General features: G+C 61.4%; 24 protein-coding genes. 1 reads left to right on the plus strand and 23 read right to left on the minus strand.

Annotation, left to right across the window (positions count from 1 at the left end; genetic code table 11):
• Nucleotides 1-15: 15 nt before the first annotated feature.
• Complete coding sequence (locus EN749_RS17160) at nt 16-1,503, minus strand: DegQ family serine endoprotease (RefSeq protein WP_128363587.1); 1,488 nt, start codon at nt 1,501-1,503, stop codon at nt 16-18.
• Between the two features lie 84 nt (nt 1,504-1,587).
• On the opposite strand from EN749_RS17160, the gene EN749_RS17165 reads away from it, so the two are divergent.
• On the plus strand, nt 1,588-2,292 hold the full coding sequence (locus tag EN749_RS17165; RefSeq protein ID WP_127396165.1) for a hypothetical protein: 705 nt from the start codon (nt 1,588-1,590) through the stop codon (nt 2,290-2,292).
• A gap of 22 nt (nt 2,293-2,314) precedes the next feature.
• On the opposite strand, the gene rplQ is transcribed toward EN749_RS17165, so the two are convergent.
• From rplQ to rpsS, 22 genes are all read right to left on the minus strand, one after another.
• Nucleotides 2,315-2,746 carry a 50S ribosomal protein L17 gene (rplQ, locus tag EN749_RS17170; RefSeq protein ID WP_013531439.1) on the minus strand — a complete coding sequence of 144 codons (432 nt, stop codon included), beginning with the start codon at nt 2,744-2,746 and terminating at the stop codon, nt 2,315-2,317.
• A 104-nt stretch (nt 2,747-2,850) separates the two neighbouring features.
• Nucleotides 2,851-3,861 (minus strand): DNA-directed RNA polymerase subunit alpha, encoded by a 1,011-nt coding sequence (locus EN749_RS17175; RefSeq protein WP_023812081.1) that lies wholly within the window; start codon nt 3,859-3,861, stop codon nt 2,851-2,853.
• Between the two features lie 102 nt (nt 3,862-3,963).
• Nucleotides 3,964-4,353 carry a 30S ribosomal protein S11 gene (gene rpsK, locus EN749_RS17180; protein ID WP_006205444.1) on the minus strand — a complete coding sequence of 130 codons (390 nt, stop codon included), beginning with the start codon at nt 4,351-4,353 and terminating at the stop codon, nt 3,964-3,966.
• Nucleotides 4,354-4,514: 161 nt separating this feature from the next.
• On the minus strand, nt 4,515-4,883 hold the full coding sequence (gene rpsM, locus EN749_RS17185) for a 30S ribosomal protein S13 (protein WP_013531437.1): 369 nt from the start codon (nt 4,881-4,883) through the stop codon (nt 4,515-4,517).
• 210 nt (nt 4,884-5,093) lie between these two features.
• Nucleotides 5,094-5,690 (minus strand): adenylate kinase, encoded by a 597-nt coding sequence (locus tag EN749_RS17190; RefSeq protein ID WP_013531436.1) that lies wholly within the window; start codon nt 5,688-5,690, stop codon nt 5,094-5,096.
• Complete coding sequence (secY, locus tag EN749_RS17195) at nt 5,687-7,027, minus strand: preprotein translocase subunit SecY (protein ID WP_027038734.1); 1,341 nt, start codon at nt 7,025-7,027, stop codon at nt 5,687-5,689. The genes EN749_RS17190 and secY overlap by 4 nt, the downstream gene beginning before the upstream one ends.
• A gap of 192 nt (nt 7,028-7,219) precedes the next feature.
• The gene (rplO, locus tag EN749_RS17200) at nt 7,220-7,696 is read right to left on the minus strand and encodes a 50S ribosomal protein L15 (RefSeq protein ID WP_013531434.1); all 477 of its coding nucleotides are present in this window, start codon (nt 7,694-7,696) and stop codon (nt 7,220-7,222) included.
• Nucleotides 7,697-7,718: 22 nt separating this feature from the next.
• On the minus strand, nt 7,719-7,916 hold the full coding sequence (gene rpmD, locus EN749_RS17205) for a 50S ribosomal protein L30 (protein ID WP_006205449.1): 198 nt from the start codon (nt 7,914-7,916) through the stop codon (nt 7,719-7,721).
• Nucleotides 7,917-7,940: 24 nt separating this feature from the next.
• Nucleotides 7,941-8,504, minus strand: a complete 564-nt coding sequence (gene rpsE, locus EN749_RS17210) for a 30S ribosomal protein S5 (RefSeq protein ID WP_006333394.1) — start codon at nt 8,502-8,504, stop codon at nt 7,941-7,943.
• 148 nt (nt 8,505-8,652) lie between these two features.
• On the minus strand, nt 8,653-9,012 hold the full coding sequence (gene rplR / locus EN749_RS17215) for a 50S ribosomal protein L18 (protein WP_027038735.1): 360 nt from the start codon (nt 9,010-9,012) through the stop codon (nt 8,653-8,655).
• A 124-nt stretch (nt 9,013-9,136) separates the two neighbouring features.
• Nucleotides 9,137-9,670 (minus strand): 50S ribosomal protein L6, encoded by a 534-nt coding sequence (gene rplF, locus EN749_RS17220; protein WP_013895694.1) that lies wholly within the window; start codon nt 9,668-9,670, stop codon nt 9,137-9,139.
• An 89-nt stretch (nt 9,671-9,759) separates the two neighbouring features.
• Complete coding sequence (gene rpsH, locus EN749_RS17225) at nt 9,760-10,158, minus strand: 30S ribosomal protein S8 (RefSeq protein WP_013531431.1); 399 nt, start codon at nt 10,156-10,158, stop codon at nt 9,760-9,762.
• A gap of 12 nt (nt 10,159-10,170) precedes the next feature.
• The gene (gene rpsN / locus EN749_RS17230) at nt 10,171-10,476 is read right to left on the minus strand and encodes a 30S ribosomal protein S14 (protein WP_013895695.1); all 306 of its coding nucleotides are present in this window, start codon (nt 10,474-10,476) and stop codon (nt 10,171-10,173) included.
• Nucleotides 10,477-10,503: 27 nt separating this feature from the next.
• Nucleotides 10,504-11,082: a 50S ribosomal protein L5 gene (gene rplE / locus EN749_RS17235; protein WP_127270613.1), complete on the minus strand. Its 579-nt coding sequence runs from the start codon at nt 11,080-11,082 to the stop codon at nt 10,504-10,506.
• The gene (gene rplX / locus EN749_RS17240) at nt 11,075-11,389 is read right to left on the minus strand and encodes a 50S ribosomal protein L24 (protein ID WP_013531428.1); all 315 of its coding nucleotides are present in this window, start codon (nt 11,387-11,389) and stop codon (nt 11,075-11,077) included. Before rplX ends, rplE begins: the two co-directional genes overlap by 8 nt.
• Before the next feature lie 12 nt (nt 11,390-11,401).
• Complete coding sequence (rplN, locus tag EN749_RS17245) at nt 11,402-11,770, minus strand: 50S ribosomal protein L14 (RefSeq protein WP_006205457.1); 369 nt, start codon at nt 11,768-11,770, stop codon at nt 11,402-11,404.
• Between the two features lie 83 nt (nt 11,771-11,853).
• On the minus strand, nt 11,854-12,093 hold the full coding sequence (rpsQ, locus tag EN749_RS17250; RefSeq protein ID WP_010909280.1) for a 30S ribosomal protein S17: 240 nt from the start codon (nt 12,091-12,093) through the stop codon (nt 11,854-11,856).
• Between the two features lie 11 nt (nt 12,094-12,104).
• Nucleotides 12,105-12,305 carry a 50S ribosomal protein L29 gene (rpmC, locus tag EN749_RS17255; RefSeq protein ID WP_006205459.1) on the minus strand — a complete coding sequence of 67 codons (201 nt, stop codon included), beginning with the start codon at nt 12,303-12,305 and terminating at the stop codon, nt 12,105-12,107.
• Between the two features lie 13 nt (nt 12,306-12,318).
• Entirely contained in the window at nt 12,319-12,732 is a 414-nt protein-coding gene (gene rplP, locus EN749_RS17260; protein ID WP_013531427.1) for a 50S ribosomal protein L16, read from the minus strand.
• Nucleotides 12,733-12,759: 27 nt separating this feature from the next.
• Entirely contained in the window at nt 12,760-13,485 is a 726-nt protein-coding gene (rpsC, locus tag EN749_RS17265) for a 30S ribosomal protein S3 (RefSeq protein ID WP_128363588.1), read from the minus strand.
• Nucleotides 13,485-13,874: a 50S ribosomal protein L22 gene (gene rplV, locus EN749_RS17270; RefSeq protein WP_006205462.1), complete on the minus strand. Its 390-nt coding sequence runs from the start codon at nt 13,872-13,874 to the stop codon at nt 13,485-13,487. Before rplV ends, rpsC begins: the two co-directional genes overlap by 1 nt.
• Before the next feature lie 2 nt (nt 13,875-13,876).
• Nucleotides 13,877-14,155: a 30S ribosomal protein S19 gene (gene rpsS / locus EN749_RS17275; protein WP_006205463.1), complete on the minus strand. Its 279-nt coding sequence runs from the start codon at nt 14,153-14,155 to the stop codon at nt 13,877-13,879.
• Between the last annotated feature and the right edge of the window lie 10 nt (nt 14,156-14,165).

The following is a 14,165-nucleotide window of genomic DNA, read 5'->3' on the forward strand; positions in this document are numbered from 1 at the left end:
GCACGGAACCCAGCCCTAATAACGCAACACCTGACGCATTATCTGCCCGCCACGCTCGACGGTAAAGCGCCACCAGCGCGTATCCGTCCTGGCCGCCAACTCCAGGGTCGCCGCGGTATCGATGGTGGTGCCGTTCACCTCGCGCACGATGTCGCCCGGCTGGAAGCCGAAATCGGCGGCCGGAGAATCGCGGTTGATGTCGACCACGGTGACGCCCTTGATGTCCGTGCGCAGGCCAAGCCGCTGCGCGAGCCGGGGCGACAGCTCCGCGACCTTGGCGCCCGAAAACGGGCTGCGGCCATGCAGCGTCACCTCGGCAGCTTTCATGCCTTCCGGAGCACGCTCCAGCGCAATATCCATCGCCGCCTGCTGGCCCTTGGTCAAAACCGCGAAATTGGCGGTGGTGCCGATCGACAGCGTCGCCATCCGGTAGTCCAGCGCCTCGATGCTCTCGACCGGCTTGCCATTGAGTTGCAGCACCACGTCGCCGGGCTTGAGTCCTGCCTTGCCGGCCGGACCGGTCGCTTCGACCGACGAGACCAGCGCACCGGTCGGCTTCTCCATGCCGAGCGATTCGGCGATCTGCGGCGTCACCGCTTCGAACTCGGCGCCGATATAGGGCCGCTCGAAGAAGTCGAGCCCGGCCTTGGCCGCGTCGGCAAAAGCGCGGACCATATTCGAGGGAATGGCGAAGCCGATGCCGATCGAACCGCCGCTGCGGCTGTAGATGGCGGTGTTGATGCCGACCAGCTGGCCGCCCATGTTGATCAGCGCGCCGCCGGAATTGCCAGGATTGATGGCGGCGTCGGTCTGGATGAAGAAGCTGGAATCGGAGACGCCGATATGGCTGCGGGCCAGTGCCGAGACGATGCCGCTGGTGGTGGTCTGGCCGACGCCGAAGGGGTTGCCGATGGCCAGCAACAGGTCGCCGACCTCAAGCGCGTCGGAATCGCCGATGGCGATAACCGGAAACGGCTTGTCCGAGGTGATCTTGAGCACGGCGAGGTCGAGTGTCTCGTCCTTGAGCAGCACCTTGCTGTCGAACTCACGCCCATCAGCGGTCGCCACCTTGACCCGGTCGGCATCCTTGATGACGTGGTAATTGGTGACCACGACGCCGGTCGGATCGACCAGCACGCCGGAGCCGAGCGAAGACTGTGCACGCGGCTGCGAGCGACCGAAGAATTCCTCGAAGAACGGATCGCCGTCGAAAGGCGACGTGACCTTGGCCGTCTGCGAGGCATAGACGTTGACCACGGCCGGGGCTGTCTGCTTGACCAGCGGCGCAAACGACAATTGCACCTCCTCGCGGCCGAAGGGTGCGCGCTTGTCGGGACCAGCCGTGGCGTTTTCGCCTTCCACGCCATGCAGCAGGTCGGTCAGCACATCGGACAGGCCGGGATCGGTCTTCGTCTCCTCGGCCAATGCCTGCCTGACCACCGGTGCGGCCGCAAACGCCATGATGGCGAAAAGCAGAACAAGGGGCAGTCTTCTGGCGCGCATTCGCGAATCCTCCAAGGCAAGTTCGGGGGCATTGTCCCGACGATTGTGCAAAATGAAAGGCTAAGCCGCTGAAATCCGACTATTTTGGGCAGCAAAACAGCTACAGCTGACCTTGAAACCGAAAACCTCGTGGCCCTGATGAAAAAACAACTCCTGTCTTTCCGTGACTTTTTGAAGACCGGTAGCTTGGGGCCGATCTCCCCCGACATGACAATGGCCGAGATTGTCGAAGTGCTCGGCATGCCTGAGCATGTCGATCCAGATTACTGGACGTTCGGAAAGCTCGAAATTTCCTTTGATATCACGCCGCCTCGCCAGATGAACTGGTTTCAAATTGAGCAGGCCAGTTACCTCAAAGGCGATTTGGAGGCTCTCACCACTCGCTTTGCACTCTCCCTGGACGGGTTCAGCGGAAAGACAAAGCCATCAGAGTTCCTGGGTGCCGGCCTTTGGACTCCAGATCAGGCCAAGGTTTTCTACGCGGCATCCGGCCATGACATCGGGATGAACATCTGCGCCGGACCGATTCAGATAAATTTTCATGTGGCTGCCGACTTCATCGGCAACCAAGATGCCGAAACCTATTTGAAGGCCTCCTCCCCGTCGCAAGCGATGGCGAAAATCGATTCTCGAGCCGTCCTCGACAGTATCTATTCATATCCTTACCCGAAGACTGAAGAGGTACCGGGTGCATTCGATTGGAAGCTGTTGAGCGGAAGCCAGTACCTGGCGCTGGCCGATGGACAGCAAACATCGGCAAACAAAAAAGGGGCCCGCAGGCCCCTTTGAACTCATTTGGGAAAACCGAGCCTTATGCGGCTGCGGCGTCCGCGTCAGCGCTTTCGGCTTCGATGCGAGCGCGGTCGCCGGCGCCTTTGGCCGAAACGTCGCGATCGACGAACTCGATGACGGCCATGGCGGCGTTGTCACCGTGACGGAAGCCCGCCTTCATGATGCGCAGATAGCCGCCATTGCGGTTGGCGTAGCGCGGCGCGATGGTGTCGAACAGACGCTTGACGACGCCTTCATTGCCGATCTGGGCAATGACCTGGCGGCGGGCATGCAGGTCGCCGCGCTTGCCGAGCGTCACCAGCTTCTCGACGATCGGACGCAGGTCCTTCGCCTTCGGCAAGGTCGTGACGATCTGCTCGTGCTCGAGCAGCGACACGGCGAGGTTGGCGAACATCGACTTGCGATGGCTAATGCTTCGTGCGAAGCGACGGCCTTTGAAACCGTGGCGCATGGCTCTTTTCCTTCTTCAGTTGTTCAAGAGGCCGTGGCCTCTGATGGTTTTCCGCATGACCGTCGGATCGAGCGGCCCACGCCGCCCATCCTTGGAATTCATGCTCAATATTGGTCTTCGTAACGCTTAGCGAGGTCTTCGATGTTTTCCGGCGGCCAGTCCGGCACTTCCATGCCGAGGTGCAGGCCCATCGCCGCCAGGACTTCCTTGATCTCGTTCAGCGACTTGCGGCCGAAGTTCGGGGTGCGCAGCATCTCGGCTTCGGTCTTCTGGATCAGGTCGCCGATATAGACGATGTTGTCGTTCTTCAGGCAGTTGGCCGAACGCACCGAAAGCTCGAGTTCGTCGACCTTCTTGAGCAGCGCCGGGTTGAAGGCGAGCTCGGTGACGGCCTCGGCGGCGACTTCCTTCTGCGGCTCGTCGAAGTTGACGAACAGGCCGAGCTGGTCCTGCAGGATGCGGGCGGCGAAAGCCACCGCGTCCTCGCCGGTGATCGAACCGTCGGTGTCGATCGTCATGGTCAGCTTGTCATAGTCGAGAACCTGGCCCTCGCGGGTGTTCTCGACCTTGTAGGAGACCTTCTTGACCGGCGAATAAAGGCTGTCGACCGGGATCAAGCCGATCGGCGCGTCTTCGGCGCGGTTGCGGTCGGCCGGCACGTAACCCTTGCCGGTGTCGACGGTGAATTCCATGCGGATTTCAGCGCCTTCGTCCAGCGTGCAGATGACGTGGTCGGGGTTGAGGATCTCGACGTCGCCAACCGTCTGGATGTCGCCGGCAAGAACAGCACCCGGTCCCTGCTTGCGAACGACCATGCGCTTGGGACCATCGCCTTCCATGCGGATGGCGATTTCCTTGATATTCAAGACGATGTCGGTCACGTCCTCGCGCACGCCGGCGATGGACGAGAATTCATGCAGAACGCCGTCGATCTGCACGGCGGTAACAGCCGCACCGCGCAGCGAAGACAGAAGCACGCGGCGCAGCGCGTTGCCCAGCGTCAGGCCAAAGCCACGCTCGAGAGGCTCGGCGACCAGCGTGGTCAGCGTCTTCTTCTTCGACGAGAACTCGATCTTGTTCGGCTTGATCAGTTCCTGCCAATTTTTCTGGATCATGATGCTTTCCTTCCGTTGACCCGCCACCATCCAATCGTGGCGGGCGACCTGGAATGCCGCGGAGGAGCGCCCAAGGGCGCTCGCGCGGCGTTCGGTAAATGCTTAGACGCGACGCTTCTTGCGCGGGCGGCAGCCATTGTGCGGGATCGGCGTCACATCACGGATCGAGGTGATGGTGAAGCCGGCCGCCTGCAGGGCGCGCAGTGCCGATTCACGACCGGAGCCGGGTCCGCAGACCTCGACTTCGAGCATGCGCATGCCGTGTTCCTGGGCCTTCTTGGCAACATCCTCGGCAGCCATCTGGGCAGCGAACGGGGTCGACTTGCGCGAACCCTTGAAGCCCTGGGCACCGGCCGACGACCAGGCAATCGAATTGCCCTGCGCGTCGGTGATGGTGATCATCGTGTTGTTGAAGGTCGAATTGACGTGGGCAACGCCCGACGAGATGTTCTTGCGTTCGCGACGGCGAACACGAGCGGCTTCCTTGGCCATGATAGTCCTTTCAGTTGATCTCTACACCGCCGTAATGCCAGCGGCTCCACCTTCGTAAGGGAGTAGGGGAATAGGGCAGTAAGGGAGTAGGGAAAAGTGCGACCCGACTGGCGGGCATTCCCTACTGCCTTACTCCCCTGCTCCCTTATTCCCCTAAAAAATTACTTCTTCTTGCCGGCGATCGACTTGGCCGGGCCCTTGCGGGTGCGCGCATTGGTATGCGTGCGCTGGCCGCGGACCGGCAGCGAGCGGCGGTGACGCAGGCCGCGGTAGCAGCCGAGGTCCATGAGCCGCTTGATGTTCATCGAGACTTCGCGGCGCAGGTCGCCTTCAACCTGGTAATCGCGGTCGATGGTTTCGCGGATCTGCAGCACTTCCGCGTCGGTCAGCTGATTGACGCGGCGCTCGGCCGGGATGCCGACCTTGTCGACGATCTCCTGGGCGAACCGCTTGCCAATGCCGTGAATGTATTGAAGCGCAATGACAACGCGCTTGTTGGTCGGAATGTTGACGCCGGCTATACGAGCCATGTTCTTCCCTTCCCCATGTGGGCCGGCCAATCCTCAAAAACGAGGCGGGCACGGCGCTGTCTTAAGTTGCCCCGCGTCCGGTGGAGGCCGGCCCATGCGGGAGTTTCCAGTTCAATGCGGCTGCCTTGCCCTTGCGGACAAGCAAAGCTCATGCCTGATAGGAAGACGGGCCGCCATACCGCAGTGAACCGCCTCCGTCAAGTGCAATCGTTAATTTCCCCGCACTGCGTCCTTGAGCACCGCTTCGATCTGTTCCGTCACGGCGTCGATATCGGCCATGCCGTCGACACTGCGGAGCTTGCCCTTGGCATAGTAGTAGCCAATTAGCGGCGACGTCTTCTTGTAGTATTCCCTCAGGCGCTCTTCGAACACGGTCGGGTTGTCGTCCTTGCGAACGGGAAGGCCGGCGGCCTGCGCCTCGTCGGCGCGCTTGACGATCCGGCCAACCAGGGCCTTGTCGTCGACCACGAGCTCAATGACGGCGTCGAGGCCCTGGGAGCGATCCGACAGCATCTGCTCGACCGCATCCGCCTGCACCAGGGTCCGCGGATAGCCGTCGAGGATGAACCCCTTGGCGCAGTCGGGCTGATCGATACGCTCGGCGACGATCGCGTTGACGATCGCGTCGGACACCAGTTCACCGGCATCCATCACCGCCTTGGCGCGCTTGCCGACTTCGGTGCCTGCCTGGACGGCAGCACGCAGCATGTCGCCCGTCGAGAGCTGGGGTATGCCGTGTTTTTCTACCAGTCTTTGTGCTTGCGTCCCCTTGCCCGCTCCTGGCGGCCCAAGCAATATCAACCTCATCTGGCTTTCTTCCCCCCGCGCAGCTTCGACTTCTTGATCAGGCCTTCATACTGGTGCGCAATCAGGTGCCCCTGAATCTGCGCAACCGTATCGAGCGTGACACTGACCACGATCAGAAGCGATGTGCCACCAAGGTAGAATGGTACGCCAGTCGCCGAGATCAGGAACTCCGGCAACAGGCACACCAGCACCAGATAGATGGCGCCGACGACGGTGATGCGGGTGAGAACGTAATCGATGTAATCGGCGGTGCGCTCGCCCGGACGATAGCCCGGGATGAAGCCCGAATGCTTCTTGAGCTGGTCGGCGGTGTCCTTCGGGTTGAAGACAATCGCAGTGTAGAAGAAGGCGAAGAACGCGATCATCGCCGCATAGAATGCCATGTAGAGCGGCTGGCCATGGCCGAGCGCGGCCAGGATGGTGCTGGCCCAGGCCGGCATGTTGGCCGTCTGCGAGAACCCCGCGACGGTGGCCGGCAGCAACAGCAGCGACGAGGCGAAGATCGGCGGAATGACACCCGACGTGTTGAGCTTCAGCGGCAGATGCGAGGTATCGCCCTGGAACATGCGGTTGCCGACCTGGCGCTTCGGGTACTGGATCAGCAAGCGGCGCTGGGCGCGCTCGAAGAACACGATGAGCGCGATGACGACGACGGCCAGCACGATGATCGCCAGGATCAGGCCGGTCGACAGCGCGCCGGTGCGGCCAAGCTCCAGCGTGCCGGAGATGGCGTGTGGCAGGCCGGCGACGATGCCGGAGAAGATGATCAGCGAAATGCCGTTGCCGATGCCGCGCGCGGTGATCTGCTCGCCCAGCCACATCAGGAACATGGTGCCGCCGACCAGCGTGACGACGGTCGAGATGCGGAAGAACATGCCGGGATCGCTGACGATGCCGTTGCCGCCTTCCAGACCGACAGAAATGCCATAGGCCTGAACCAGCGCAAGCAGCACCGTGCCGTAGCGCGTGTACTGGTTGATGACCTTGCGGCCCTGTTCGCCTTCCTTCTTCAGCGCTTCCAGCGACGGGATGACCGAAGTCATCAGCTGCATGATGATGGAGGCGGAGATGTAAGGCATGATGCCGAGCGCAAAGATCGCCATGCGCTGCACGGCGCCGCCGGCGAACATGTTGAACATGCCAAGCACGCCCTTGCTCTGCGAAGAGAAGGCCTGGGCGAAGGCGTCGGGATTGATACCGGGAAGCGGGATGTAGGTGCCGAGGCGATAGACGAGCAGCGCGCCGATCGTGAACCAGATTCGTTTCTTCAGGTCCTCCGCCTTGGCGAAGGCCGAGAAATTCAGATTCGAGGCTAATTGTTCAGCAGCCGAAGCCATGCCTGATTCTCCGCTTGGTAACGCTTGATGGCCCTGAGGTCAGGCGGCGCGTTTCACCGAAGCTCACGAGATAAGCTCCGGGCTCTAAACATGCAAGCGGCCGCGTTGACGCGGCCGCCTCGTTGAGCAGATCAAAGCGCAATCGTGAGCAAAAACGGATCCCACTCCTGCCGATCGCGCTTCAAATTGCCGTTACTCGGCAGCTGCCTTTTCCTGCGGCAACTTGACCGAACCGCCGGCCTTTTCGATCTTCTCGATCGCGGCCTTGGAGGCGCCGGCGACGTCAAAGGCGAGCTTCGCCTTGATCTCGCCGTCCGAGAGGATGCGCACGCCGTCCTTGACGCGGCGGATGACGCCGGCGGCAACCAGCGATTCAGCCGTCACGGTCGCCTTGGCGTCGAGCTTCTTGGCGTCGATGGCCACCTGGATGCGGGCCAGCGACACGACGGTGAAGCTCTTGGCGAAGATGTTGTTGAAGCCACGCTTCGGCAGGCGCCGGTAGAGCGGCATCTGGCCGCCCTCGAAGCCGTTGATGGCGACGCCGGAGCGCGCCTTCTGGCCCTTGACGCCGCGACCGCCGGTCTTGCCGGAGCCGGAGCCGATACCACGGCCGAGACGCTTCTTGGAGTGCGTCGCGCCGTCCTTGTCACGCAGATCGTTGAGTTTCATCTGAGTTCTCCTGCGCTCTGGCTCAGCCCTCGTCCACGACGCGGACGAGATGCTGGACGGCAGCGATCATGCCGCGCACGGAGGGCGTATCTTCCAGCGTGCGCTGCTTGTGCATCTTGTTGAGGCCGAGGCCGACCAGCGTCGCGCGCTGTTCCTTCGGACGGCGGATCGGCGAACCGATCTGCTCAACGGTGATGGTCTTGGTTGCTTTCTTGGCCATGGTCAAAATCCCTGGTCAGATCGACTATTCTTCAGCCGCAACGGCGGTGCCGCGGCGGGCCTGAAGGGTCGAATACTTGATGCCGCGAGCAGCAGCCACATCCTTGGGATGCATCTGGCTCTTCAGCGCGTCGAAGGTGGCGCGAACCATGTTGTAGGGGTTCGACGAACCCATCGACTTGGCGACCACGTCATGCATGCCGAGCGTCTCGAAGACAGCGCGCATCGGGCCACCGGCGATGATGCCGGTACCTTGCTTGGCGGCGCGCAGCAGCACGCGTCCAGCACCCCAGCGTCCTTCGACGTCGTGATGCAGCGTACGGCCCGAGCGCAGCGGCACGAAGATCATGTCGCGCTTGGCCGATTCAGTTGCCTTGCGGATGGCTTCCGGCACTTCGCGCGCCTTGCCGTGACCAAAGCCGACGCGGCCCTTCTGGTCGCCGACGACGACGAGTGCTGCAAAACCGAAGCGACGGCCGCCCTTGACGACCTTGGCGACGCGGTTGATGTGGACGAGCTTGTCCACCATGCCGTCATCGCGTTCTTCACGATCGCGGCCGCGGCCGCCATCCCTACGTTCCTGTGCCATATCCTGTTCCTTGTTTTTTTCCGGAAGCACGGTTGCTGATAAGATCCGGTGCCTCGCCCCGAATAAATCGGGAAACGGTCACCGGGGGCGAAATCAATTTCTTTGCATAATCCCTATCCGAAAAGTCTGCAACTTTTCGGGACTATGCTTAGAAGCTCAAGCCACCTTCGCGGGCAGCCTCGGCGAGCGCCTTGACGCGGCCGTGATAGATGTAGGCACCGCGGTCGAAGACGACTTCCTTGACGCCGGCCTTGGTGGCGCGCTCGGCGATCAGCTTGCCGATCGCGGCGGCGGCGGCGGTGTCGGCGCCGGTCTTGAGCGAACCCTTGAGGTCCTTCTCGAGCGTCGAAGCGGCAGCGATGGTGTGGCCCTTGGCGTCGTCGATGACCTGCACGTAGATGTTCTTCGACGTGCGGTGGACCGACAGACGCGGACGCTCGCCGGCGACCTTCTTGATCTGACGACGGACGCGCTGCGCGCGGCGCTGCGTGGATTCCTTGGTACCCATGATGGTCTTCCTTGCCTTCAAAAAACGGGGGCCGCCATATGCGGTAGGCGAAAGCGCCTCCCGCGACCGCTCCCCGCGGCGTTACACTTCTTGGCTTGGCCTCAACTTCTCGAGGCCAGGCCCGCTACTTCTTCTTGCCTTCCTTGCGGACGATCTTCTCGCCGGCATAGCGGACGCCCTTGCCCTTGTAGGGCTCGGGACCACGATACTCGCGGATCTCGGCCGCAACCTGGCCGACTTGCTGCTTGTCGATGCCGGCCACGGTGATTTCGGTCGGCTTCGGCACGGTAATGGTGATGCCGGCCGGCGTCTCATAGACGACGTCATGGCTGAAGCCAAGCGCCAGCTGCAGGTTCTTGCCCTGAAGTGCCGCGCGATAGCCGACGCCGGTGATCTCGAGCTTCTTCTCGAAACCGTCCTTGACGCCCTGCAGGATGTTGACGATCTGCGTGCGCGACATGCCCCATTTGGAGCGGGCGGTCTTGGTCTGGTCGCGCGGCTGGACAGCGATCTCGCTGCCTTCCATCTTGACCAGCACTTCGTCGTTCACCACGAACTTCAGCTCACCTTTGGGGCCCTTCGCCGTCACGGTCTGGCCGTTGACGGTCGCGGTCACGCCCTGTGGCAGCGAAACGGGTTTCTTTCCAATACGAGACATTTTGTTGTCCTCGTCACTTCTCTTGTTTCAGGTCTCTGTCTTCGGGAACGATCCGAAGACCGGATTCCACTTTGCGGTCAACTGCCAGATCAGAAGATCTGGCAGAGGATCTCACCGCCGACGTTCTGTTCACGTGCTTCATGGTCGGCCATCACGCCCTTCGGTGTCGAAAGGATGGCGATGCCGAGGCCGTTGGCGACCTGCGGAATCGACTTGGCCGAAACATAGACGCGGCGGCCTGGCTTCGAGACGCGGGCGATTTCGCGCACGACCGGCGCGCCGTCGAAATACTTCAGCTCGATCTCGATTTCGGACTTGCCGTTGTCGAAGTCGGTCTGGCTGTAATCGCGGATATAGCCTTCAGCCTTCAGCACGTCGAGGACGCGGGTGCGCAGACGCGAAGCCGGCGTCGAAACGCTCGACTTCTTGCGGCCGTACGCGTTGCGGATGCGGGTCAGCATATCGCCGAGAGGATCGCTCAATGACATGTTATGTCCTCCTTACCAGCTCGACTTGACCAGGCCCGGGATCTGGCCGTTATTGCCGAGATCACGAAGCGCGATGCGCGATACTTTGAGCTTGCGATAGTAGGCGCGCGGACGGCCGGTGACTTCGCAGCGGTTGCGGATGCGGATCTTGGCCGAGTTGCGCGGCATGGCGGCAAGCTTGAGCTGAGCGCGGAAACGCTCTTCCATCGGCTTGGACTGATCCATGATGATCGCCTTCAGGGCAGCGCGCTTGGGACCGTACTGGTCGGCAAGCTTGCGGCGCCTGTTGTTCTTCTCGACTGAGCTGGTCTTTGCCATTTCAGATTTTTCCTTTTCTCGCTGCCGTTACTGGCGGAAGGGGAAGTTGAAAGCCTTGAGCAATGCCCTGGCTTCGTCATCCGTCTTCGCAGTCGTACAAACGATGACGTCCATGCCCCAGATCTGATCAACCTTGTCGTAGTTGATCTCCGGGAACACGATGTGTTCCTTGATGCCCATGGCGTAGTTGCCACGGCCATCGAAGCTCTTCGGATTGAGCCCGCGGAAGTCGCGGACGCGTGGCAGTGCGATGTTCACGAGACGGTCGAGGAACTCGTACATACGTTCCTTGCGCAGCGTGACCTTGGCGCCGATCGGCATCTTCTCGCGGACCTTGAAGCCGGCGATCGAGTTGCGGGCGCGGGTGACGACGGCCTTCTGGCCGGCGATCATCGCCAGGTCTTCGGCCGCGATCGAAGGCTTCTTCGAATCGGCGGTCGCTTCGCCAACGCCCATGTTCAGCACGATCTTGTCGATGCGCGGAACCTGCATCTCGTTGTCGTAGCCGAACTGTTCCTGCAACGCCTTGCGGATGGTCTCGTTGTAGACCTGCTTGAGGCGCGGCGTGTTGTTCGCGGTCGCCTGCTTGGATTGAGCCTTAGCCATTGATGACTTCTCCCGAGCGCTTGGCGACGCGCACCTTCTTGCCGTCCTTCTGGAAGATGAAACCGACGCGGGTCGGCTTGCCATCCTTGGGGTCGGCCAGCGCGATGTTCGACAGCTGGATCGGCGCTTCCTTGGTGATGATCCCGCCCTCTTGGGACTGGGACTGCTTCTGGTGACGACGGATCATGTTGACGCCGCGCACCAGCGCGGTGTCTTCCTTCGGCTGCACCGAGAGGACTTCGCCCGAACGGCCCTTGTCCTTGCCGGCCAGCACGACGACCTTGTCGCCTTTTCTAATCTTTTGCATTGGTCCGGCTCCTTACAGCACTTCAGGCGCGAGCGAGATGATCTTCATGTGGTTCTTGGCGCGGAGTTCGCGCGGAACCGGTCCGAAGATACGCGTGCCGATCGGCTCTTTCTTGTTGTCGACGAGAACGGCCGCGTTCTTGTCGAAACGGATCACGCTGCCGTCCGGGCGGCGGATGTCCTTGGCCGTGCGAACCACGACCGCCTTCATCACATCGCCCTTCTTTACGCGGCCGCGCGGAATGGCTTCCTTGATCGACACCACGATGATGTCGCCCACGGAAGCGTATTTCCGCTTCGAGCCGCCCAGCACCTTGATGCACATGACACGACGGGCGCCGGAATTATCCGCGACGTCGAGGTTTGTTTGCATCTGAATCATGACTGGCCGCCTTCTTCTCTTCTAACGGGATGGGCTCAAAGCCCCTCCCCGGTCTGTCCAAAATTCGTTGTTTACGCCCGAGGTCAGGCTTGGTCCGAAGACACGACGATCCAGCGCTTGTCCTTGGAAATCGGCTTCGATTCCTGGATGAACACCTGATCGCCAACCTTGTGGGCGTTGTTCTCGTCGTGCGCCTTGTACTTCTTGGTCATGCGCACGGTCTTCTTCATCACGGGATGCGTGAAGCGCCGTTCGACCTTGACGACAACCGTCTTCTCGTTCTTGTCGCTGACGACGGTGCCCTGCAGAATGCGCTTTGGCATGGTTTTCGTCCTTAAGCCTTCTTAGCCGCGGACTTTTCCGCAGCGATGGTCTTGATACGCGCAATATCCTTACGGACCTGTCTCACGCGCGCGGTCTTCTCGAGCTGGCCGGTGGCCTTCTGGAAGCGCAGGTTGAACTGCTCCTTCTTCAGGCTGGCCAGGTCGTCGGTCAGCTGGTCCTGGGTCTTGGTCCGGATGTCTTCGGCTTTCATGATCAGCCCGTCCTTATTCTGCGATGCGCTGCACGAAGCGCGTCTTGACCGAGAGCTTGGCCGCGCCGAGACGCAGTGCCTCACGGGCGGTTTCTTCATTGACGCCGTCGATCTCGAACATGATACGGCCCGGCTTGACGCGCGCCGCCCAGTAGTCGACCGCACCCTTGCCCTTACCCATGCGGACTTCGGTCGGCTTCGAAGTGACCGGCACGTCCGGGAAAATACGGATCCAGACGCGACCAGCGCGCTTCATTTCACGCGTGATCGCGCGGCGGGCCGCCTCGATCTCACGTGCGGTGACGCGGTTCGGCTCAAGCGCCTTCAGCCCGAAACCACCGAAATCCAGGTTGGTGCCGCCCTTTGCGGTACCATGGATACGGCCCTTGAACTGCTTGCGGAACTTTGTGCGCTTTGGCTGCAGCATCGTTCTAACTCCAAATTCCTAAATGTCTCAGGCGTTTTCGCGACGACGACCGCGTTCGCGATCACCACCACCGCCATGCGCTGCGTCGCTTTCGCCGGCCCGACGCTCCGAAGCCATCGGGTCATGCTCAAGGATTTCGCCCTTGAACACCCAGACCTTGACGCCGCAGATGCCATAAGCCGTGTGCGCTTCGGCCGTACCGTAGTCGACGTCCGCACGCAGAGTATGCAGCGGCACGCGGCCTTCGCGATACCATTCCATGCGCGCGATCTCGGCGCCGCCGAGGCGGCCGGCGCAGTTGATGCGGATGCCTTCGGCCCCGAGGCGCATCGCCGACTGAACGGCACGCTTCATGGCGCGGCGGAACGCGATACGACGCTCGAGCTGCTGGGCGATCGACTGGGCGACCAGGGTCGCGTCGATTTCCGGCTTGCGCACTTCAACGATGTTGAGGTGCGTCTCGGACTTCGTCATCTCCATCAGCTTCTTGCGAAGCTTCTCGATGTCGGCGCCCTTCTTGCCGATGATCAGACCCGGGCGCGCGGCGTGGATGGTGACGCGGCACTTCTTGTGCGGACGCTCGATCACGACCTTCGAGATGGCAGCCTGCTTGAGCTCCTTCTCGAGATACTTGCGGATCTTGATGTCCTCATGCAGCAGCTTGCCGTACTCGCCGGTGTTCGCGAACCAGCGCGAATCCCAGGTGCGGTTGATGCCGAGGCGAAGACCGATCGGATTGACTTTCTGGCCCATTATGCGGCCTCCCCTTTTTCTTCGACTTCACGAACGACGATCGTGAGGTGCGAGAACGGCTTCTCGATACGGCTGGCGCGACCGCGGCCACGGGCATGGAACCGCTTCATGACGATCGACTTGCCGACATAGGCTTCCGCCACGATCAGTGCATCGACATCCAGGTCGTGGTTGTTTTCCGCGTTGGCGATTGCCGATTCCAGCGTCTTCTTGACCGTGCCGGAAATCCGCTTGGCCGAGAATTCGAGATCGGAAAGCGCTGTCGCGACCTTCTTGCCGCGGATCAGCGCGGCAACGAGGTTGAGCTTCTGCGGGCTGATACGGATCGTGCGCAATACGGCGCGCGCTTCGTTATCAGCAAGCCTGCGCGGAGCTTTGGCCTTGCCCATGATTATTTCCTCTTCGCCTTCTTATCCGCGCCGTGACCGTAATAGGTCCGGGTCGGAGCGAATTCACCGAACTTGTGACCGACCATGTCCTCGTTCACCGAGACGGGAACATGCTTCTGGCCGTTGTAGACACCGAAGGTGAAGCCGACGAACTGCGGCAGGATGGTGGAGCGACGGCTCCACATCTTGATCACCTCATTGCGACCACCTTCACGAACCTTGTCCACCTTCTTGAGAAGGTAGCCGTCAATGAAGGGGCCTTTCCAAATCGAACGAGTCACTTGGCGTTAC

This window comes from Mesorhizobium sp. M7A.F.Ca.ET.027.02.1.1 (assembly GCF_004022985.1).
In the GTDB taxonomy this organism is placed as follows: domain Bacteria; phylum Pseudomonadota; class Alphaproteobacteria; order Rhizobiales; family Rhizobiaceae; genus Mesorhizobium.